Origin of the sequence: Enterobacter cloacae complex sp. 372C4 (genome assembly GCF_050030615.1) — a bacterium.
GTDB classification, from domain to species: domain Bacteria; phylum Pseudomonadota; class Gammaproteobacteria; order Enterobacterales; family Enterobacteriaceae; genus Enterobacter; species Enterobacter intestinihominis.
This window is the reverse complement of the sequence record NZ_JBLGUQ010000001.1, coordinates 4,545,171-4,566,462: the sequence shown is the minus strand read 5'-3', so window position 1 is coordinate 4,566,462 and position 21,292 is coordinate 4,545,171. Positions and strand designations below refer to the sequence as shown.

The 21,292-nt window shown below is 52.3% G+C and carries 16 protein-coding genes and 2 pseudogenes; all 18 read left to right on the top strand.

Annotation, left to right across the window (positions count from 1 at the left end; translation table 11 throughout):
- The first annotated feature begins 8 nt into the window (after positions 1-8).
- The 18 genes and pseudogenes from ACQG11_RS22160 (at position 9) to tnpB (ending at position 21,288) form a co-directional block, all read left to right on the top strand.
- Positions 9-1,625 (top strand): peptide ABC transporter substrate-binding protein, encoded by a 1,617-nt coding sequence (locus ACQG11_RS22160; protein ID WP_426728835.1) that lies wholly within the window; start codon positions 9-11, stop codon positions 1,623-1,625.
- A gap of 612 nt (positions 1,626-2,237) precedes the next feature.
- Entirely contained in the window at positions 2,238-2,729 is a 492-nt protein-coding gene (gene tssB / locus ACQG11_RS22155; RefSeq protein ID WP_023300236.1) for a type VI secretion system contractile sheath small subunit, read from the top strand.
- Positions 2,730-2,763: 34 nt separating this feature from the next.
- Complete coding sequence (gene tssC / locus ACQG11_RS22150) at positions 2,764-4,305, top strand: type VI secretion system contractile sheath large subunit (protein WP_426728834.1); 1,542 nt, start codon at positions 2,764-2,766, stop codon at positions 4,303-4,305.
- Positions 4,306-4,318: 13 nt separating this feature from the next.
- Positions 4,319-5,662, top strand: a complete 1,344-nt coding sequence (gene tssK, locus ACQG11_RS22145) for a type VI secretion system baseplate subunit TssK (protein ID WP_063150479.1) — start codon at positions 4,319-4,321, stop codon at positions 5,660-5,662.
- Complete coding sequence (gene tssL / locus ACQG11_RS22140) at positions 5,659-6,333, top strand: type VI secretion system protein TssL, short form (RefSeq protein ID WP_063150478.1); 675 nt, start codon at positions 5,659-5,661, stop codon at positions 6,331-6,333. The genes tssK and tssL overlap by 4 nt, the downstream gene beginning before the upstream one ends.
- Positions 6,333-8,003: an OmpA family protein gene (locus ACQG11_RS22135; protein WP_426728833.1), complete on the top strand. Its 1,671-nt coding sequence runs from the start codon at positions 6,333-6,335 to the stop codon at positions 8,001-8,003. Before tssL ends, ACQG11_RS22135 begins: the two co-directional genes overlap by 1 nt.
- A 5-nt stretch (positions 8,004-8,008) precedes the next feature.
- On the top strand, positions 8,009-8,500 hold the full coding sequence (gene hcp, locus ACQG11_RS22130) for a type VI secretion system effector Hcp (RefSeq protein WP_009653685.1): 492 nt from the start codon (positions 8,009-8,011) through the stop codon (positions 8,498-8,500).
- Positions 8,501-8,672: 172 nt separating this feature from the next.
- Complete coding sequence (tssH, locus tag ACQG11_RS22125) at positions 8,673-11,321, top strand: type VI secretion system ATPase TssH (RefSeq protein WP_426728832.1); 2,649 nt, start codon at positions 8,673-8,675, stop codon at positions 11,319-11,321.
- A complete protein-coding gene (locus ACQG11_RS22120) occupies positions 11,318-13,759 on the top strand; it encodes a type VI secretion system Vgr family protein (RefSeq protein ID WP_425968239.1) in 2,442 nt (813 codons plus the stop codon). The genes tssH and ACQG11_RS22120 overlap by 4 nt, the downstream gene beginning before the upstream one ends.
- A gap of 14 nt (positions 13,760-13,773) precedes the next feature.
- Entirely contained in the window at positions 13,774-16,419 is a 2,646-nt protein-coding gene (locus ACQG11_RS22115; protein ID WP_200509405.1) for a hypothetical protein, read from the top strand.
- The gene (locus ACQG11_RS22110; protein WP_063149875.1) at positions 16,409-16,765 is read left to right on the top strand and encodes a hypothetical protein; all 357 of its coding nucleotides are present in this window, start codon (positions 16,409-16,411) and stop codon (positions 16,763-16,765) included. The genes ACQG11_RS22115 and ACQG11_RS22110 overlap by 11 nt, the downstream gene beginning before the upstream one ends.
- A 23-nt stretch (positions 16,766-16,788) precedes the next feature.
- A pseudogene (locus ACQG11_RS22105) lies at positions 16,789-18,558 on the top strand (hypothetical protein); the annotation flags it as partial.
- The gene (locus ACQG11_RS22100; RefSeq protein ID WP_126489905.1) at positions 18,545-19,138 is read left to right on the top strand and encodes a hypothetical protein; all 594 of its coding nucleotides are present in this window, start codon (positions 18,545-18,547) and stop codon (positions 19,136-19,138) included. The pseudogene ACQG11_RS22105 and the gene ACQG11_RS22100, both read left to right, overlap by 14 nt.
- On the top strand, positions 19,135-19,503 hold the full coding sequence (locus ACQG11_RS22095; protein ID WP_063149877.1) for a hypothetical protein: 369 nt from the start codon (positions 19,135-19,137) through the stop codon (positions 19,501-19,503). The genes ACQG11_RS22100 and ACQG11_RS22095 overlap by 4 nt, the downstream gene beginning before the upstream one ends.
- Positions 19,504-19,609: 106 nt before the next feature.
- A complete protein-coding gene (locus tag ACQG11_RS22090; protein WP_058677123.1) occupies positions 19,610-19,873 on the top strand; it encodes a PAAR domain-containing protein in 264 nt (87 codons plus the stop codon).
- A 2-nt stretch (positions 19,874-19,875) separates the two neighbouring features.
- Positions 19,876-20,457 (top strand): annotated as a pseudogene (locus tag ACQG11_RS22085) (hypothetical protein); the annotation flags it as partial.
- Between the two features lie 82 nt (positions 20,458-20,539).
- Positions 20,540-20,944: an IS66-like element accessory protein TnpA gene (tnpA, locus tag ACQG11_RS22080; RefSeq protein ID WP_003031976.1), complete on the top strand. Its 405-nt coding sequence runs from the start codon at positions 20,540-20,542 to the stop codon at positions 20,942-20,944.
- A complete protein-coding gene (gene tnpB / locus ACQG11_RS22075; RefSeq protein WP_001774233.1) occupies positions 20,941-21,288 on the top strand; it encodes an IS66 family insertion sequence element accessory protein TnpB in 348 nt (115 codons plus the stop codon). The genes tnpA and tnpB overlap by 4 nt, the downstream gene beginning before the upstream one ends.
- Positions 21,289-21,292: the final 4 nt, after the last annotated feature.

Below are 21,292 nucleotides of genomic sequence, written 5' to 3'. Positions count from 1 at the left end.
GGGATCGTATGAAGCATCCTGTTTCGCTTCTTTGTACTGCGCTGTGGCTGTGCGGGTTTTCTTCACTTTCATATGCCGCGGAGGTTCCCAGGGGAACGGTGCTGGCGCAAAAGCAGGAGCTGGTTCGACACATTAAAGATGAACCCGCCTCGCTCGATCCGGCAAAAGCGGTGGGTTTACCCGAGATACAGGTGATCCGCGACCTTTATGAAGGGCTGGTGAATCAGAATGAAAAAGGGGAGCTGGTTCCCGGCGTGGCGACGCGCTGGCAGAGCAACGATAACCGTGTCTGGACGTTTACGTTGCGGGATAACGCGAAGTGGTCTGACGGTACCCCTGTGACGGCACAAGATTTTGTCTACAGCTGGCGTCGTCTGGTTGATCCTAAAACTACGTCACCTTTCGCCTGGTTTGCAGCGCTGGCGGGTATTAATAATGCGCAGGCCATTATCGATGGTAAAGCTACACCGGAAACGCTCGGCGTGACGGCAGTCGATGCTAAAACGCTGCGCGTGCAGCTGGATAAACCGCTGCCATGGTTCAGCAATCTCACGGCTAGCTTTGCGTTCTATCCTGTTCAAAGGGCAAACGTGGAAAGCGGTAAAGAATGGACGCGCCCTGGCGCGCTCATCGGCAACGGTGCGTATGTGCTGAAAGATCGCGTGGTGAATGAAAAACTGGTGGTTGAGCCGAATACTCACTACTGGGATAACGCCAACACGGTGCTTAAAAAAGTCACCTTTGTGCCAATCAACCAGGAGTCCTCAGCGACCAAACGCTACCTGGCGGGCGATATCGATATTACGGAATCATTTCCGAAAAACATGTACCAGAAGCTGCTTAAAGATATTCCGGGACAGGTTTATACACCGCCACAGCTTGGGACCTATTACTACGCGTTTAACACACAAAAAGGCCCAACTGCGGATGCCCGCGTACGTCTGGCGCTCAGCATGACTATCGACAGACGTATTATGGCTGAAAAAGTCCTGGGAACCGGTGAGAAACCGGCCTGGCATTTCACTCCCGATGTCACTGCCGGTTTTACACCGGAAATCTCGCCATTTGAGCAGATGTCGCAGCAGGAGCTAAATGCTCAGGCGAAAACGTTATTACAGGCGGCAGGCTATGGTCCCCAGCGCCCGCTGAAATTAACGCTGCTGTACAACACGTCTGAAAACCACCAGAAAATCGCCATTGCCGTCGCATCTATGTGGAAGAAAAATCTGGGTGTTGACGTTAAGTTGCAGAATCAGGAATGGAAGACCTACATCGACAGCCGCAATACCGGGAATTTCGACGTGATCCGTGCGTCGTGGGTAGGGGATTACAATGAGCCGTCGACATTCCTGTCGCTGCTGACGTCCTCTCACACCGGCAACATCTCACGGTTCAACGACCCTGCTTACGATAAGATTATTCATCAGGCGACGCTCGAAACCACTGAAAAAGCGCGTAATGCAGACTACAACATGGCCGAGAAGATCCTCGCCGAGAAAGCGCCGATAGCCCCTATTTATCAATACACCAATGGCCGCCTCATTAAGCCCTGGGTTAAAGGGTATCCGATAAATAACCCAGAGGATGTTGCGTACAGTCGTACAATGTATATTGAAAAGCATTAAAAAAACAGGAAAGGCGCTTAAGTGGTTTTGGCAAATAGCTATACATCGCTTAAGCGCCTGAACACACGGTTCATGGTACCTACAGGCTAGTTATTATCAAAATTCCTTTCATAAAAAATCATTTATTCTTTTGATGAATGCTTCGAGCGACATCTCTTTTCCAGTTTATTGAAAAGCGTGCAAGCATTTATACATCCTCCATGTAATAGCTTAATTCCTGCTATTTAAAACCTGACTTTTGTCCGATATAGGATTTTTCCATATTCAGGAGGTTTATTGAATAAGATGATATGTCTCTGCGATTTTGCAGCTGATACTTAGATCAGCATTGATATAAATCAATTATTCAACGACAGGTGGCAATGAATTCAATATTCTCTATCAAGGCAGACGTTCCTGCTAACCTATTGTGAATAAATGGTTAATACTTTCTGCGTGCCACTTATATCTGGAATTTATAAATACTAGTGATTAGTGGAAAATTCTTAAGAAAAATCCATATGCAGATCTTTGATCTGAAAAGTTGATCATGAATGGGCTTTTGCTCTAATATGGTTTTGTAAAGACCCGTCACTCACTTAACTCGTATTTCTTGCAAAGAAAGGGACTGCTATGGCCGATTCATTTCAGAATGAGGTGCCCAAGGCACGCATAAATTTAAAGCTGGCGCTGCATACAGGCGGCGCGCAGAAGAAAGTCGAACTGCCGCTTAAACTTCTCACCGTCGGTGATTTCAGTAATGGAAAAGAGAATCGTCCATTGTCCGAAAGGAAGAAAATCAACGTCAACAAAAATAACTTTAATAGCGTACTTTCGGAATTTAACCCGGAGGTTAATCTGACGGTGCCTAACACCATGGCTGTCGATGGTTCGGAGGAAAGTATAAAACTGAATTTCTCCGATATTAAGGATTTCGAACCTGAACAGGTTGCCCGCCAGATCCCCCAGCTCCGCGCCATGCTGGCCATGCGTAATTTATTACGCGACCTCAAATCCAATCTTCTTGATAACGCCACTTTCAGAAAAGAACTCGAGAAAATTCTTAAGGACCCGGCGCTGTCTCAGGAATTACGCGACGAAATGAGTGCACTGGCCCCGAAATAAGCGGCATGTGTAATTTAATGGATTAACCGGGAATATGCTGATGTCTGTGAATAGTGAAACCGCCTCCGCGCAGGGGCAGACCATCGTACTGGAAAAAGAGGGCGTTTACGCCTCCCTGTTTGAAAAAATCAACCTGACTCCGGCCTCGAGCCTGGGTGATATCAATGCGTTTCTGGATGATGCCGCGCTTTCTGACGCGCCGGCGGGTGAACGCCTGACGGCGGCGATGCAGGTGTTTATGGACTGCATCCGCAAATCCGGTCAGCCCGTGGAGAAGCTCGACAAAACGCTGATTGACCACCATATCGCCGAACTGGATTTCCAGATTAGCCGTCAGCTGGATGCCGTAATGCATCACCAGGCGTTCCAGAAAGTGGAGTCCCTGTGGCGCGGCCTGAAGCAGCTGGTGGACAACACCGACTACCGCCAGAATGTGAAAACCGAGATTCTGGACGTCTCCAAGGACGACCTGCGCCAGGATTTTGAGGATGCACCGGAACTGATCCAGAGCGGCCTCTACTGGCACACCTATACCGCCGAATACGACACCCCGGGCGGCGAGCCGATTGGTTCCGTGATTTCATCCTATGAATTTGACGCCAGCCCGCAGGATGTGGCGCTGCTGCGCAACATCTCGAAAGTGTCTGCCGCCGCACACATGCCGTTTATTGGCTCTGTCGGCCCGAAATTCTTCCTGAAAGACTCTATGGAAGATGTTGCTGCGATTAAGGATATCGGCAACTACTTCGACCGCGCCGAGTACATCAAGTGGAAATCTTTCCGCGACACCGACGACGCCCGCTACATCGGCCTCGTGATGCCGCGCGTGCTGGGGCGTCTGCCGTATGGCCCGGACACCGTACCAGTACGCAGCTTTAACTACGTTGAGCAGGTGAAAGGCCCGGATCATGAGAAATACCTGTGGACCAGCGCGTCGTTCTCCTTCGCGTCAAACATGGTGAAGAGCTTCATCAATAACGGCTGGTGCGTGCAGATCCGTGGCCCGCAGGCGGGCGGGGCGGTGAAAGATCTGCCTATTCATCTGTACGATTTGGGTACCGGCAACCAGGTGAAAATCCCGTCTGAGGTGATGATCCCGGAGACCCGCGAGTTTGAGTTTGCCAACCTCGGCTTTATTCCGCTCTCGTATTACAAAAACCGCGACTATGCCTGCTTCTTCTCGGCGAACTCCGCGCAGAAACCGGCGCTGTACGACACCGCAGATGCCACGGCCAACAGCCGCATCAATGCCCGTCTGCCGTACATCTTCCTGCTGTCGCGTATTGCGCACTATCTGAAGCTCATCCAGCGCGAGAACATCGGCACCACCAAGGACCGCCGTCAGCTGGAGCTGGAGCTGAATACCTGGGTGCGTAGTCTGGTGACGGAAATGACCGATCCGGGCGATGAGTTGCAGGCATCTCATCCGCTGCGTGACGCGAAGGTGGTGGTGGAAGATATCGAAGACAACCCGGGCTTCTTCCGCGTGAAGCTGTTTGCGGTGCCGCACTTCCAGGTGGAAGGCATGGATGTGAACCTGTCTCTGGTGAGCCAGATGCCGAAAGCGAAAGCGTAAGGCGGTAGCAGGGATGAAAATTTATCGTCCGCTGTGGAACGAGGGGGCGTTGCTGTCCCCTCAGCAGTTCCAGCAACAGTCCGAATGGGAAACGTTTCGCAGCACAGGCGTGGCAGCGCTCTCCTCGTCGTTTGCGTGGGGCGTTGAGCAGGTGGAATTTGATGAAAGGCTGCTGGGTACGGGTCTGATTCAGATTACACAGCTGCGGCTCTGGCTGCCCGATGGCACGCTGGTGGATACGGTAGTCAGCGACCTGCCGCCGGAACCGCGTGAACTGGATTTATCGCAGCATTCAGACGCGGTTACGGTGGTGATTGCCCTGCCGTTGATGCAGTCCGGGTTAAATAACGTGCTCCAGGAAACGGCAGTGGCCGATCGGCCGCTCCGTTACCGTGAAGAGTGGGTTCATGTTCAGGATGCGTTTGGCAGCGAAGAGGAATCTGTCGCCGTTGCCCGTTTTAATCTGGCGATCCGTTTTGAGCATGAGGATAACGCGTCGTGGCAGTGCTGTCCGGTTGCACGGCTGATCCGGGACGGGCAGGGGAGCTGGCGTCATGATCCGGCATTCATTCCGCCTATGGCCCTGTTTTCTGCCAGCCCGACGATGCGGGAAAGGCTGGTGTTGCTGAACCGCCAGCTTCGCTCCCGCCGCCAACGGTTGATGTCCATGCGTCGGGAAAGTAATGAGCGCCTGGCGGATTTTGCTGTGGCGGATGTTTCTCTTTTTTGGCTTCTCAATGCGCTTAACTCTCATGCCAGGGTGCTGGTGGAGTTTGAACGTTTTCCGGCTCGCCATCCGGAACAGGTGTGGGCGGAGCTTGCGCGGCTTGCGGGCAGTATGCTGACGTTTTCTCTGGACAGCGATCTGGACGCAATCCCTGGCTATGACCACGCCCGGCCTGAAATGACGTTTCCGCCGCTGTTTGAACTGATCGCCGGTTTACTGGAAGCCAGCCTGCCGTCCCGTGTGATAGCGCTGGAGATGTCCCGTCCTGACGCCCAGACCTGGAAAGCCTCGCTGCACGACATTCGGCTGCGTGAAGAAGCCGATCTCTGGCTCTCTGTCCGGTCTGACGTTCCGGCCTGGCAAGTGGCGGAGAAATTCCCGGCATTATGCAAGGCGGGTTCCCCGGATGATGTGAATGCGATTTCCACCGTTGCGCTGCAGGGGATCCCACTCATTGCCGTGAATCGCGTGCCTGCTGCGTTACCGGTGCGGATGGATAACCAGTACTTCGCGCTGGACATGGAAAGTGCTGCGGCACGGGACATGCTGGAGCAGGGGATCTGTATGTTCTATGTGCCTGCCCTGCTGGGACAGCTTGAACTTGAACTGTTTGCGGTACTGCGATCATGAGAAAAGAAACCGATATCGATGCCCTGATGGCGGAGACTTGGCTCACCGTCGCCCTGCTTAAGCAGGGGGCAACAACGCCTGACGGGAATGTGCTGTACGACACCTGCTGCAAACATGTGGAAAGCGTGCGCGAGGCGCTGGATCGTGCAGGATATGATGAAAGCAGCATCGATCATATCTCTTATGCACAGTGTGCGCTGCTTGACGAAGTGGTGATGAGCAGAAAACTGCATGACGGGGCAGATGCTGATGCGGGCCAGGTGGCCTGGCGAAAAGCGCCGCTACAGGCGCGCTATTTCGGGTCGCTGCACGCCGGTGAAGCCCTGTGGGATCGTATTGCGGAAGTATTGCGCCAGCCAGCGTCAAACATGGCCGTTCTGACCTGCTATCACCGAGTGCTCGCGCTGGGATTCCAGGGGTTGTACAGCATGGGGTCTGTCAGCCAGACCCAGCGTGAAGAGGCAATGAAAGCGCTTGCTGAGCGGGTTCCGCCACTTGATGCTGGCCTTTCCCTGGTGGTTCGCAGGACCGGAAAACACCGTTACAGCCTGCTGCGCTCTGTCTGGTTCTGGATCGTGGCGGCGGGGGTAATTACCGGTGCCGTATGGTGGGGCGGTCATCTCTGGCTCCAGGCTCTGCTGTTCGCGCAGTTACCGGAGTTGCCCCATTAATGCGTAAATCGGTCATGGTTTCACTGATATTCCACGTACTGGCGGGTGCCGCGACGCTTTTATGGCTTTTGTGGGGCTTCATTCCGGCAGGCACGCTGTTTAAAGGCGTGATGACGCTGTGCATTGTTGCGCTGGCCGTCTGGCAGATCCGGCAAAAAAGCCGTTTCAGCCAGGCTCAGGGCAATGGCGGGTCTGGTTTTGATCTGCCGGTACTTGCTGATGCGGGTCCGGTTGTTCTTGTCTGCGGAGACAGACTGGATGCCCTGTTCGGGGAGCATGCTCTGCGTAAAACAGCGCAGGGCTGGTGGCTGCGGGTGAATGACGTCAGCTGGCTCACTGATATCGTGCGCGATATTCAGGAGCGGCAGCCGCGCCAGGCCGGACAGATCGCCGTTATGTATGCTTCCCACCCCGACGGGCACCAGGATGAAGCGGTGCTGCGCGCGACCCTGAAAGCGTTGCGCCAGCAGATGAAACAGCTGAGCCTGATCGCCGGATTCACACCGCCGGTGATCCTGAGCGGTGAGTTTTCCGGCCCTGAAACCCCGTGGGTTATTGTCCATGGTGACAAACCGGTTGTTTACCCTGTTGATGAGACGCCACAGGCTACGGACGACTGGCAACAGGCAAATCGTCTGGCGCTGATGCCTGTACTGCGGGAAGGCTTTGCTTTTATGCGCACCCTTCTTATGGATGAACTGGCTAAAGAGGATCGGTTATTTCCGCCGGTCCACCCGTTTGCTGTGGCTCTGAAAAGCGGCGGCGCTTCAGCCAGCAATACGTCTTTATGGGCACTCTGGCTTTGTCGCTTGACACACCTGCTTCTGCCGCAGACAGACGAAATGGCGGAGGCATCCGGTCGTTTTCCTGATGCGGTACTACCGTTGCTCAAGCCTTACTGTGCACCTGTTCAGGGCGGGAAGCGCACCCGCCGTCTCATTGTGTGGGTCCTGGCCTGCGTTCTTGCTGCCCTTGGTTTTTCTGCCATGAATAACGCGGCGCTGATCCGCCAGGTGGGAATGAATCTGCAGCGCTGGTATGCCATCCCCATGAACCATTATGAGCCTAAGGCGCAGTCACTTGCCGCACTGAAACAGGACGCCCTTCTGCTGGAGCGCTGGCAGCGGCAGGGGGAACCGCTCAGGTATGCGCTGGGCTATTACCCTGGTCAGCGTCTGTGGCTGGCGTTACAGAAGGCGATTGACACGTATGTGCCGCCACCGGCTCCCGCCATGGAACCGGTACCGAAAATCATCCGCCTCGACAGCATGTCGCTGTTCGATACCGGAAAGTGGGCGCTTAAACCCGCCTCAACAAAGCTGCTGGTGAACTCACTGGTGGGGATCAAGGCGAAGCCCGGCTGGCTGATTGTAGTGGCGGGCCATACCGACAGCACCGGGGATGACCAGTCCAACCAGGTCCTGTCGCTGAAGCGTGCGGAGTCCGTGCGCGACTGGATGCGCGATACCGGCGATGTGCCGGAGAGCTGTTTTGCGGTGCAGGGCTACGGTGAAAGCCGACCTGTCGCCACCAACGACACGGCGGAAGGCCGGGCGCTGAACCGCCGTGTCGAAATCAGTCTGGTGCCGCAGGCGAACGCCTGCCAGCTGCCGGGCAACACCCCCGCGTCATCGCAGGATGATGGCGCTGATAACAACTTAACGGAGTAATTAACATGGCAATTCCAGTCTATCTGTGGCTGAAGGACGACGGCGGCGCGGACATCAAAGGGTCTGTGGACGTTCAGGATCGTGAAGGCAGCATCGAGGTGGTGGCCCAGGAGCATAACCTGTACATCCCGACCGACAATAACACCGGCAAGCTGACCGGTACCCGTATCCACACCCCGTTCCTGTTCACCAAGGAAATCGACTCCTCCAGCCCGTACCTGTACAAGGCGGTGACCACCGGCCAGACCCTGAAATCTGCGGAATTTAAGTGGTACAGAATCAACGACGCGGGCCAGGAAGTGGAGTACTTCAACACGAAGCTTGAGAACGTGAAGCTGGTGAAAGTGAATCCGAAGATGCACGACATCAAGGATCCGGCGTTCGAGAAGCACAACCACCTCGAGCAGATTGAACTGCGCTACGAAAAAATCACCTGGACCTACAAGGACGGCAACATCATTCATTCCGATTCCTGGAACGAACGCGCCACCGCGTAAGTCGCATGCGGACAGGGCCCTGTCCGCAGTTTTTTGCACAGCGTCTGTATGCACGGACGCTGTGCAAAGAAAAACACAATCTGCCTGCCCGACCTGATGCGCTTTGGGTTCCTGAATAACAGGGAACAGCGACGGGCGGTAGCGTGTCCGGAACTGATAAAGAGAGAGTCTCATGGAAAATCCCGCCATCCTGTTACGCCGTCTTAACCCTTACTGTGCCCGTGCGATGGAAGGGGCCGCGTCCCTGTGCCAGACCCGCGCCCATGCCGAAATCCTGCCCGAGCACTGGCTGCTGAAGCTGCTGGAGCAGGGTGAGGGCGACCTGACGGTGCTGGCGCGGCGCTACGAATGGGATATGGATACGATATGGCAGGATATGCTGGGTTTTCTGGACAGCCTGCCACGTTCGGTGCGCAGCCGTCCGCAGCTGTCGGACAGTGTCCGGGCACTGATGCAGGACGCCTGGCTGCGCGCCTCGCTGTCGGGGGAAGAGCACATCCGCAGCATTCACCTCCTGATGGCCCTGGTGGACAAACCGAAACTGGTGCGCTGCGACGGCCTGTGGCCGCTGCTGACGCTGGCGCAGAGCCAGCTTGAGCGCCTGCGGGGGCTTCTGGATGCGCAGTCGGATGAACGCCCGGAGGTGCAGCAGGAAGCGGAGCTTACGCAGGGCGATGAGGTGGAGTTTGTCGGCCGTCCGGTGAATGCGGATATAAAAGGAGAGCTGAACCCGGCGTTACAGAATGCGCTGGACAGGTTCACCCTCGACGTCACCGCCCGCGCCCGTGAGGGCAGAATCGACCCGGTCTATGGCCGCGATAATGAAATCCGCCAGATGGTGGACATTCTTTCCCGGCGCCGCAAGAACAACCCGATTCTGGTCGGCGAACCGGGAGTCGGCAAGACCGCGCTCGTGGAAGGACTGGCGCTGCGCATCGCCGAAGGCAATGTGCCGGACGCGCTGAAGCCGGTCTCGGTGCGCACCCTTGACCTCGGCCTGTTACAGGCCGGGGCGGGTGTGAAGGGGGAATTCGAGCAGCGCCTGAAAAACATCATCGACGCGGTGCAGCAGTCACCCCTGCCGGTTCTGCTCTTCATTGACGAGGCGCACACCATTATCGGCGCGGGCAACCAGGCGGGCGGCGCCGATGCGGCAAACCTGCTGAAACCGGCGCTGGCCCGCGGTGAGCTCAGAACCATTGCCGCCACCACCTGGAGTGAGTACAAACAGTACTTTGAGCGCGACGCCGCGCTGGAGCGTCGTTTCCAGATGGTTAAAGTTGACGAGCCGGACGACGACACCGCGTGCCTGATGCTGCGGGGACTCAAGCCACGTTACGCGCAGCACCACGGTGTGCATATTACCGATGAGGCGGTCAGGGCGGCCGTCACGCTCTCCAGACGCTATCTGACCGGACGCCAGCTGCCGGACAAGGCGGTTGACCTGCTGGACACCGCTTCGGCCCGTGTCCGCATGAGCCTCGATACGGTGCCGGAGCCACTGACCAGGATGAAGGCGCAGCTCACGGCACTTGCCATGGAGAAACAGGCGCTGCTGGAGGATATCGCGGTGGGCAATACCGCCCACGGCGAACGTCTGGCTGCCATCGGAGAGGAAGAAGTCGGCATCATTTTGCAGCTCGATGAACGGGAAACCCGGTACGACCAGGAGCTGAAACTCACGGAAGAACTGCTTGCCTGCCGCACGGATATCTCCCGGCAGGGAGAGATTGCGGACCTTCAGATGCAGCTTACTGCCGTGCAGCAGAATACCCCGCTGCTGGGGCTGGATGTGGACGCGCGTATTGTCGCCACCGTTATCGCCGACTGGACGGGCGTACCGCTCTCTTCCCTGATGAAGGACGAGCAGACGGAACTGCTGAGCCTTGAGCACAGTCTGGCGAAACGCGTTGTCGGTCAGGACAGCGCGCTGAACGCCATTGCGCAGCGCCTGCGCGCCAGCAAAACCGGTTTGGCGCCGGAGAACGGCCCGCAGGGCGTGTTCCTGCTTGTGGGCCCGAGCGGCACCGGCAAGACCGAAACCGCCCTGGCGCTGGCCGATGAACTGTTCGGCGGCGAGAAGTCCCTTATCACCATCAACCTCTCGGAATACCAGGAGCCACACACCGTCTCGCAGCTCAAGGGCTCACCGCCGGGCTACGTGGGTTACGGTCAGGGCGGCATTCTGACCGAAGCCGTCCGCAAGCGCCCGTACAGCGTGGTGCTGCTGGATGAAGTGGAAAAGGCGCACCGGGACGTGATGAACCTGTTCTACCAGGTGTTTGACCGGGGCTTCATGCGCGACGGCGAGGGGCGGGAAATTGACTTCCGTAACACGGTGATACTGATGACCTCGAACCTTGGCAGCGACCTCATCATGCAGATGCTGGATGAAAATCCGGACGCCACCGAAGGCGACCTGCACGAACTGCTCCGCCCGATGCTGCGTGACCACTTCCAGCCCGCGCTGCTGGCGCGCTTCCAGACGGTGATTTACCGTCCGCTGGCACAGGAAGCGATGCGCACGATTGTCGGCATGAAGCTCGGCCAGGTAAGTCAGCGCCTGGCACGGCATTACGGTATGAAGACCGATATCCACGAAAGCCTGTACGACGCGCTGACCGCCGCCTGCCTGCTGCCGGACACCGGGGCTCGCAATGTTGACAGCCTGCTGAACCAGCAGATTCTGCCGGTCCTGAGCCAGCAACTGCTGAGCCATATGGCGGCGGGGCAGAAGCCGCAGCATCTTACATTGGGTTGGGATGAGGAGGAGGGGATTGTGCAGGCATTTGACGAACAAGCAGAAGGAGAAGCCCCATGAACAGTTCCCTGATCAACCAGGCAACCGATGCGGTACAGCAGCTGCTGGGCCTGTCACGTTACCGGGTTGATGTGCATGGATGCGGCGATTTCCTGGATGTTCTGCGTTACAATGCGGTTGAGTCACTTAGCCAGCCATGGCGGTATGATGTGACAGTCACCTGTTCTTCTGCGGATATTGCCTGCGACACGTTACTGCTGAAACCGGCGTCATTTACCTTCCAGACCCCGATGTTTGACGGGGCACCGGCGCTGCCGGTCCGGACGGTTTATGGGGTGGTGGAGTCATTTCGCCGGATTTCCACGTCAAATGACGAGACCCGTTACGCACTGAAGATCGTACCCCGCATCGCGCTTTTGGGTTTTACAAAGGGCAGTCAGATTTTCCTCAACCAGTCGGTCACGGAAGTGGTTGAACAGGTACTGCGTAAACACGGCCTGGAAGGTCCTGACTTTGCGTTCCGGCTCTCAAGGGAGTACCCGGCCCGGGAGCTCATCACCCAGTGGCGGGAAACTGACCTTGAATTTATTCAGCGCCTGCTGGCTGAAGTCGGTATTTACTGGCGTTATGAAATGGACAGCCGTCTTGAGCAGGATGTGGTGATTTTTCAGGACAGCCAGCAGCAGTATGAATTTGGCGTCACGCTGCCATTGCGCAGCCAGGCCGGGATGAGTGACAGTGGCCAGGAGAGCATCTGGGGTGTTCAGACCGCATACAATGTGGTGAGCGGGAGTGTGGTCACCCGTGACTACAACTACCGCGAAGCGCTGACGCCTCAGGACAGCGCCGAAAGTATTTTCAGCAAGGAAGGGATCACCACCGGGGAAACATACCATTACGCGGAACCCTTCCTGTCAGCAGGTGATACTGAAAGTACAGAGACCGGGACATACTTCGCTCGTCTACGTCACGAACGCATTCTGAACGCGCAATATCGCGTCAGCGGGCATTCTTCCAGTCCGCTTCTGGCCCCGGGTCAGGTACTGGAAACGGACGGCACGTTACCCGATGCCGTCAAGGAAGGCATCGTCATCACCACGGTGCGCACTCGCGGTTCACGCAAAAGTAGCTTTACGCTGAGGTTTGAGGGTATCCCCTACAGCGAAACTGTCTGCTGGCGTCCGGCACTGCTCAGTCGTCCGGTGATATCCGGCTCGTTGCCTGCCCGGGTGGAAAGCACACAGAAAGGTGACACCTATTCCTGGCTCGATCCGGACGGGCGATACCGGGTAAAACTGGACTTTGACCGCAACAGTGCTGAGCAGGGCTATGCCTATCTGTGGCTGCGGCTGGCTAAGCCTTATGCCGGTGATACGTACGGATTCCACTCACCGCTTATCGACGGAACGGAAGTGGCCGTTGTTTTTGACGGCGGAGACCCGGATCGTCCCTACATCGCTTATGCCCTGCATGATTCAGAACACCTGGACCATGTCACCAGTGATAATCATACGCGGAACGTGTGGCGCACGCCGGCGAACAATAAGTTGCGGATGGAGGATAAGCGCCAGGAAGAGCATATCAAGCTCGCAACGGAATATGGCAAAACGCAGCTGAACATGGGACACCTGGTCAACAGTCAGCGTGAAAAGCGCGGTGCCGGTTTTGAACTTCGAACGGATGAGCATGGCGCTGTACGTGCTGCAAAAGGCCTGTTCCTGACGGCGGATGCCCAGGCCAAAGCCCAGGGGCCAGTGCTGGAAATGGCACCTGCGATTAACCAGATTAACCAGGCCAACAGCCAGATGCAGGCGCTGAACAGTGCCGCTGAAGCCGCCGGAGCCCTGGTCTCTGACATCAATACCCAGATTAGTTTTGTGACCGACAAAATCAAAGACCTCCAGTCTGCGGTCCTGCTGGGTAGCGCTCCACAGGGGGTGGCACTGACCTCAGGTGAACACCTTCAGCTCAGCAGCACCCGCAACACCATGATCAATACCGGTCAGCATCTTGATATCGGTGCGATGAAGAATCTGTCCGTGACGGCAGAAAAAGCCCTCGGACTGTTTGTGCATAAAGAAGGGGCGAAGCTGGTTGCGAATCAGGGAGATATTGAAATTCAGGCTCAGCACAACACGATGGCCCTGTTTTCTGAAAAGCAGCTGACCGTGACGAGCAGCGAAGATGAAATCATTATCAGCACCCCGGAAACGCTGACGCTGAACGGCGGCGGGTCGTATCTGAGGCTGAACCAGAACGGGATAGAGCATGGCTCAGAAGGGATGATGATAATGAAAGTGGCAATGTATCTGGTTCCCGGTACTCCTGCGAGTCTTCCCTACGACACTCCCGATTTTCCTTTAACCTTTTTGAATCCAGACAGTAATAACGAGCCAGGAACGGATAATTCGGACTCATCGAAAAATGATGATCAATATCGACAGAATCAGCCTGAAAACGATTCTGCCAAAGGTTCTGCAAAACGGGCATGTGATTAACACGGAGGTTTTTTATGGCAGCAGTTATACCTAAACAGAGTTTTCCCGTCCCTTCAGATGCTAAAGGTCAGGAGTTTACTTCTGCTGAAGAGCTATTATTGAAGCTTGAACGCGAAAGGTCGGGACTATATCTGGTGGGAAGCCAGGGAATGTGGCATGGCGGTATCCATATTACTGATGCCACCATTCCCTGGTGTGCCCTGAGTACAGATAGTGAGCCCGAAAAAGAATATTGCCGTGAAACTTATAAAGGGGAGCAATTTATTCGTTGTATGGCTGATGGTGAGATAGTTGCCTGGCGTGTCTGTAAGGATTATGAGGGGCCCGCGATTGAATGGCGCGGTGAAAAACTGTTTCTTTCAACATCCTTTGTGTTGGTGAAACACTATATCCAGCCGGGTGATACAGAAGAAAGTGGACTGACATTTTTCACTCTGTATATGAATCTGGCGCCCTTTGTTGCTTATAAACAGCAGGGAAGCCAGTCAGACAGAAAAGTGGCAGGAGTCCAGCGTTACTACACCAGCGCGGAAGATTTGCAGGCGGGGAGCGCAGCCGGAAAACTGGCTAAAGACACGCCCGTCACGCTGAGTGATGCCATAGTGACCCGCAGCAGCGACGGGCGTCAGTTTACTGAAGTGACCATTACCAGTGAGACGAAAAATGCCGCAGGAGAAACGCTTGCAGCAGGAACGAAAGTCTGGACGGTGTCTGACCGGGGTTCTCTGAAAGCGGCGGCGTCAGCGCCCGTTCCGTCCTGGTGGGCAAAATGTACCCCGGCTTACACTAATGAGTCAGAAGGTGTTGTGAACTGCACTTCGCGTACAAACTGGGCGTACTATCTGAGCAGTGACGATGTTCTGCAATATAAAAATGCAGGCAGTCTGGTAGCCGATTTCCCGCTTTCATACGAGCCCGGTAATACCGCACAGCAGGTCATCCGCCCCGGCAAGAACTCCGGCGATGCAGCAAGAACATTCAGTCTGGTCACTCTGGGCCGGGATAAGGATAAGTTGAAAAAGGGCGACCGGGTATGGGTAGTATCAGACGGTGACAGTCTGACGTCGGTTGCACCGGCAGCATCCGGTAGTGAACCCGTTTTTGATGATGTGTATGTACCTTCAGCGCCTGTACCGGTCAATGCCGGAGACAGTCTCGGGCATATGGGTTTTTATCAGCTACCGGAAGAAAATGGCAAACGCTCGCGCTACCAGGTGCATATAGAGTGCCTGAGCATGGATGATATGGAAAAGTTCATCACCAATCCTGGAAAGGCGGGAGAGGATGCGCCGGTTTATCTGACCTGGAAAGCTGATGCACCGTTGTTTGACAAGAGCGATACCGGAATAACAGCAGGCGGTCGAAAAACAAAGGGGCCGGGTATTCTGACACTGGCAAAAGTACCAGGCGTTGATGCTGAGGGGAACACGCTGTCCAGTAACCAGGATGCGGCATACTATCAGATACGACCTGAAGGTGGCTGGCTGGCCGCAGCCAGTGTTCAGAAAGTATCGCAATATGCGCTTGGTGAGCTCGGATTTGTTACGCTGAATAAGGCTTCGGAAAGTTTTGACCTGATTGATGGGATAAAACAACCAAATAACGTGGTGAAGGGTATTCTGGAGCAGTTGTATAAAGCAGCAGAGGAGGAAACCCGCACCACTCACGCGCTGAACAAGTATAACTATAAACGGCTGCTGGAATTGATAGACAGTAACCAGGACGGGCATTACTCGGAGCAGGAGTATCTTCAGGCGGTTCATAATGTGTCGTATCGCGACCATCTGTACCGTGTGATAGCGAAGCATGCCAGTGAATGGTATTACGGCAAGGATGGCCCGCTCTGGAATACATACCTGGATACGTTAACCACGGATGCACCGTTATGGAAAACGTACCTGGAAGCCTTTCTGGATAAGATGACATGGATGAAAGCAGTATCCGAAAAGGGCGTAGTGCTGGGGCCCGACCCCTGGCATATGCATCCGGTGGTGTTTTTGAGTTCAATGATGGACGAAAATGAGATGGCTCTTAAATGGTTAAAAGTACCGAAAGGGCAACTTACTTTCGATGCTGAGGGAAATGATATTAATACTAGCCCATGGTTTAGTCGTAAAATTCATTGGCCAGGCGGAGTATCAGGTGTGACAATTGGGCGTGGGTATGATCTTGGACAACAAACTACGGCAAATGCTGACCTTACTCAGATAGGTATTGCCGAACTATTAAAATCTTGGCTTGTCGGTTCTCAGGGTTTATCTGGGCTAGATGCCCAATCAAGGTTTAACTCAGCATCTGAAGATATACGGAACTCTACGATAACCAGAAAACAGCAATATGATATGTTTATGATTAGTTATCAAAGGCTAGAGGACGATGTTAAAAGAATATGCCAGAAACCAAATACGATTCGTGTCTATCACCCAAATCCTCAAGTAACACCAGAGCAAGCATGGAACGATATACCAGAGAAAATAAAAGAAGTGCTTATTGATCTCCGCTATAGAGGTGATTATACACCCCATGCCAGATCTCTTATGCAACGGTATGCATATTCAGGGGATTTAAACTCGTTCGGTAATGTTTTATCTACCCGAAACAATTGGCAAAATGTACCAGAAGAAAGATTTAATCAAAGGATTTCTTTTTATGAAAACTAAAGTGTTGTTGATTGGCATTTTTACTTTTTATTCATTAAATGTTTTTGCCGCTTTTAATGATGCTGAAAATAAACAATTATTGGAAATTAACTCCAAGTCCGAGAGATTGAAGAAGGATGCTATATCGTTATTAACGCAAGCCCAACAAAATCAAGCGAACGATAACCCAGAGAAAAAACATTTAATTGATTCCCTTAGGGCGTCATGGGATATTACCATTGAAAAAAGATGTTCACTGGAGACATCAGAATCACATGGTACTGATGCGGAAATTTCTGAAGTCAATAATTGTTTAACTAAAGGTTACAAGGAAGAAACGGAATATTTTAATAATATGCAACCTTAACGGATGTATTATCTAGTGGTAGTGGCCAACGTCCAGGCGATGCAGCAAGAACATTCAGTCTGGTCACTCTGGGCCGGGATAAGGATAAGTTGAAAAAGGGCGACCGGGTATGGGTAGTATCAGACGGTGACAGTCTGACGTCGGTTGCACCGGCAGCATCCGGTAGTGAACCCGTTTTTGATGATGTGTATGTACCTTCAGCGCCTGTACCGGTCAATGCCGGAGACAGTCTCGGGCATATGGGTTTTTATCAGCTACCGGAAGAAAATGGCAAACGCTCGCGCTACCAGGTGCATATAGAGTGCCTGAGCATGGATGATATGGAAAAGTTCATCACCAATCCTGGAAAGGCGGGAGAGGATGCGCCGGTTTATCTGACCTGGAAAGCTGATGCACCGTTGTTTGACAAGAGCGATACCGGAATAACAGCAGGCGGTCGAAAAACAAAGGGGCCGGGTATTCTGACACTGGCAAAAGTACCAGGCGTTGATGCTGAGGGGAACACGCTGTCCAGTAACCAGGATGCGGCATACTATCAGATACGACCTGAAGGTGGCTGGCTGGCCGCAGCCAGTGTTCAGAAAGTATCGCAATATGCGCTTGGTGAGCTCGGATTTGTTACGCTGAATAAGGCTTCGGAAAGTTTTGACCTGATTGATGGGATAAAACAACCAAATAACGTGGTGAAGGGTATTCTGGAGCAGTTGTATAAAGCAGCAGAGGAGGAAACCCGCACCACTCACGCGCTGAACAAGTATAACTATAAACGGCTGCTGGAATTGATAGACAGTAACCAGGATGGACATTCCTCGGAGCAGGAGTATCTTCAGGCGGTTCATAATGTGTCGTATCGCGACCATCTGTACCGTGTGATAGCGAAGCACGCCAGTGAATGGTATTACGGCAAGGATGACTCGCTCTGGAAGACATACCTGGATACTTTAACCACGGACGCACCGTTATGGAAAACGTACCTGGAAGCGTTTCTGGATAAGATGACATGGATGAAGGCAGTGTCCGAAAAGGATGTGGCACTGGGGCCGGAACCGTGGCATATGCATCCTATAGTATTTTTGGAGGCGATGAACAGTTCATCTAAATGGTTTGATATTGAAAAATTTATTCAAAAGTATAAAGAAAAACATTCTGTAGTTTTTGGGTTCTATGATCGAGGAAACAAAATAACCATCCCAGCATTGACTCAGGACTCTGAAGAGTCATTGCAAAAGCTTCTAAATGAAATGAAGAAACAGTATTATAATTACTTTGACGATTTTAATGAAAAATTTGTCTCGTATATGCTTGCTACAATAAGAATAGAGTCTTATGACTATAGGCAAAGGTTGTTCTTTAAACCAATTAGTGAAAATATTTCATATGACAAGGCGGAAGTCGATTATGGTTCAGGTCCAACGGCATCTAACCGACAAAGAGCTATGTTGAACCACAATACAAATATTGGTGATGGGTATAAATATCGCGGACGTGGTTTAGTTCAGTTAACATGGAAAATTTCCTATGAGAAATTTAAATCCATAACAGGTATAGACATTGTTACTAGTCCAGATCTCTGTCTTGAGCTCAGCACGGCTGTTTCAATTATGATGAAAGGTATGAAAGATGGTGGTTTCAGGGCCGGGCATACATTAGATATTTATTTGGGATCAGGTAAAAAGGATTACTTTAATGCAAGGTTAATCATCAATGGCTATCGACATGGTATTCCTGATAAGGCTGATGAGTTTAAGGATTATGCTGAATTATTTGAGGTGATAATAAATGAAACAATTTAGTAATGTGTGGTGTTTTCTTTTATCAGTATGTTCCTTTTATGTACATGCAAACGCTGACTTAGATGTTACGAACTGTTCTCTAAAGGAAAGTATTTCTTGCGATGTTTTCTTGAATATGGAACGAAATGTTGATGATATATCTTACAAAGTTGAATTGGCAGATGCTGAAAATGGGAAAAACATATTCCCTTATTTTGATATGAATGAAACAACAGAAAGTGTCTCTTTGCAAAAGTATGGAGAAAGATATGTTTTTTCAAAAGTGTATCTTGATAGCACCAAAGCTATAGAGTTTATTTCGTTTAAGTATGACAATAAACACCTTTCACCTGTAAACTATTATTACATTGAGAGTTCTATTGATTTTAATAACAACGTGAAGAAATGGTCTGGCAAGGAATGTGATACATCAGCAGGGAAAATGCCTGAAAAAAAAGATGGCTTACTATTACAAGTAGCTTCAGAATTATGTGTCAATCAAAATAAGCTATCATACGGCCCAAATAAATATACCGGAAATGACATCTTATTTTATCTGTCACAAATTACTGATGGTGTTGAAAAAAACAGCTTTCTGTGATTGCTCTTGATAGTGAAGATATTGATGCTATAAATTTGAATGATATTGGCTGTTTAAGTAGTTGTGATATAGACTTTGATTCAGTTAATTATATCGGGAAGTTGAACGATAAATTTAAAATGGGTTTGCACCTCGAATATAATGATAATAATGCTTCTGGTTTTTATTTTTATGAAAAAATGAAGAAAAAAATAAATGTAACTGGTCGTCGGGACGGTGATAGGTTGACGCTGTCAGCCTCTGTCCCTGAGGGAATGGAGACGTTTGATGGTCTGTTGGAGAAAGGGCAGTTTAAAGGAATATGGTCAAATGCAGCAGGGAATAAAAAATATCCTTTCACCTTTTATATGAAGCTAATTCAGTAAACAGGCATAACAACCCTCTGGCTGCATTGGTCAAGATTCTGAAACTACCTGAGTAATAAATATTAATTTATTCTGCCCTGTATACAATAAATTGATGGAGATATAAATGTTGCAAATTATTCGAAAAGGCGACAAAACTACCCACGGCGGTTCAGTCATGACCTGTTCTGGCACCATGATATTTGGGGGGATTGGCGTGGCGCGTAAAGGTGACATGGTTTCCTGTCCGATACCTGGACATGGTCCGACAACCATTATTGAAGGTAACCCTGATTATCTTGATAACGGGATCCCGGTTGCCTTTCACGGCCATAAATGTGGTTGTGGCTGCACATTGATCAGTTCTTTTGCTCCAGCAAAGGTTGCCTGAGTATGCCAGTCTTGCTGGATACCATCCCTGAAAAGGCGGCGAAGGTTCCACGACCTGATACCCGCCGCTGGCTGCTGTTCCTGGCATTTGTCATGTCAGGAGGGGTTGCGTTAACGCTCTGGAACTGGACGACAGAACGCACTGGCTTTATTTTCTGGTTTACTGCGCTGGGATTGCCTTTCTGTCTTTGGGGACTGCTTTTCTCCCTGCGCCGGTTTGCATACAAAGCAGAGCAGGTGGGGGCCGAGTCCCGGAATGTGGAGCGCGAAACGCTTATTGATCGCGAAATTTGTCGGGGTCAGCGCTGTGCTTGGATACTCGATACATGCGTTCAACATTTTTCAGGAAATAGCCCTGGTGCACTAGTGAGAGCACTTAATTATACCGTTCCAGCTTCAGAGGCCTCAACGCCACGTGGTTCCAAAACCGCTGTCAGGTATGCAGCCTTAGCCAGTTTTCAGACAGATCTGAATACAGAACTCATCGCCGCCACGTCAACTCTTGTCGCCCATGTACAAAAAATTACCGACACCCTGTCGAAGGATATTCCTTGCTGCCTGATGCTGGACTGTGACGACGATATCCGTAAGCGTCGTCTCAGCACCGTCTGGCAGATCCTGAAATTCCTGAGAGGATAATGGACACCAAATATGGTGGACGCTATCCATGAAATCATTAACCGCAGTGCGTAAAAAAAGCCCTAATTATCCCGTTGAGTTCAAAATCAAAATGGTTGAACTCTCGCATCGACCAGAGATCTCCGTAGCGCAACTCGCTCGTGAGCATGGGATCAACGATAATTTGCTGTTTAAGTGGCGCCAGTACTGGCGCGAAGGAAAACTACGTCCTCCTTCAACAACAGAAAACAACGTGCCTGAGCTGCTCCCGATAACACTTGATGCCGAAGATGTTGTCCCTGCAACCTCCCCCCGGTCACAACCTGTAGCTGCTGCGGCACCTGAATCACTCAATATCAGCTGTGAAGTGACGTTCCGGCACGGATCACTCCGTCTGAATGGTGCCATCAGCGAAAATATCCTGAACCTGCTGATACGGGAGCTCAAACGTTGATCCCATTACCATCAGGGACAAAGATCTGGCTGGTCGCTGGCATCACCGATATGAGAAACGGCTTCAACGGCCTGGCGGCAAAGGTGCAGACGACGCTGAAAGACGATCCGATGTCAGGTCACGTTTTTATCTTCCGTGGGCGTAATGGCAGTCAGGTAAAGCTCCTCTGGTCTACCGGCGATGGACTGTGTCTGCTGACCAAACGGCTGGAGCGCGGCCGCTTCGCCTGGCCGTCAGCCCGGGATGGCAAAGTGTTCCTCACACAGGCACAGCTGGCGATGCTCCTTGAAGGTATCGACTGGCGGCAGCCTAAAAGACTGCTTACGTCACTGACTATGTTGTAGGCCT

What these genes read in the sequence shown, in the direction of transcription:
- ACQG11_RS22115 (WP_200509405.1), top strand. Translation starts at nt 13,774, where the DNA reads ATGGCAGCAGTTATACCTAAACAGAGTTTTCCCGTCCCTTCAGATGCT.
- tssL (WP_063150478.1), top strand. Translation starts at nt 5,659, where the DNA reads ATGAGAAAAGAAACCGATATCGATGCCCTGATGGCGGAGACTTGGCTC.
- ACQG11_RS22090 (WP_058677123.1), top strand. Translation starts at nt 19,610, where the DNA reads ATGTTGCAAATTATTCGAAAAGGCGACAAAACTACCCACGGCGGTTCA.
- tssH (WP_426728832.1), top strand. Translation starts at nt 8,673, where the DNA reads ATGGAAAATCCCGCCATCCTGTTACGCCGTCTTAACCCTTACTGTGCC.
- hcp (WP_009653685.1), top strand. Translation starts at nt 8,009, where the DNA reads ATGGCAATTCCAGTCTATCTGTGGCTGAAGGACGACGGCGGCGCGGAC.
- ACQG11_RS22100 (WP_126489905.1), top strand. Translation starts at nt 18,545, where the DNA reads ATGAAACAATTTAGTAATGTGTGGTGTTTTCTTTTATCAGTATGTTCC.
- ACQG11_RS22110 (WP_063149875.1), top strand. Translation starts at nt 16,409, where the DNA reads ATGAAAACTAAAGTGTTGTTGATTGGCATTTTTACTTTTTATTCATTA.
- ACQG11_RS22160 (WP_426728835.1), top strand. Translation starts at nt 9, where the DNA reads ATGAAGCATCCTGTTTCGCTTCTTTGTACTGCGCTGTGGCTGTGCGGG.
- tssC (WP_426728834.1), top strand. Translation starts at nt 2,764, where the DNA reads ATGCTGATGTCTGTGAATAGTGAAACCGCCTCCGCGCAGGGGCAGACC.
- ACQG11_RS22135 (WP_426728833.1), top strand. Translation starts at nt 6,333, where the DNA reads ATGCGTAAATCGGTCATGGTTTCACTGATATTCCACGTACTGGCGGGT.
- tnpA (WP_003031976.1), top strand. Translation starts at nt 20,540, where the DNA reads ATGAAATCATTAACCGCAGTGCGTAAAAAAAGCCCTAATTATCCCGTT.
- tssK (WP_063150479.1), top strand. Translation starts at nt 4,319, where the DNA reads ATGAAAATTTATCGTCCGCTGTGGAACGAGGGGGCGTTGCTGTCCCCT.
- tssB (WP_023300236.1), top strand. Translation starts at nt 2,238, where the DNA reads ATGGCCGATTCATTTCAGAATGAGGTGCCCAAGGCACGCATAAATTTA.
- ACQG11_RS22120 (WP_425968239.1), top strand. Translation starts at nt 11,318, where the DNA reads ATGAACAGTTCCCTGATCAACCAGGCAACCGATGCGGTACAGCAGCTG.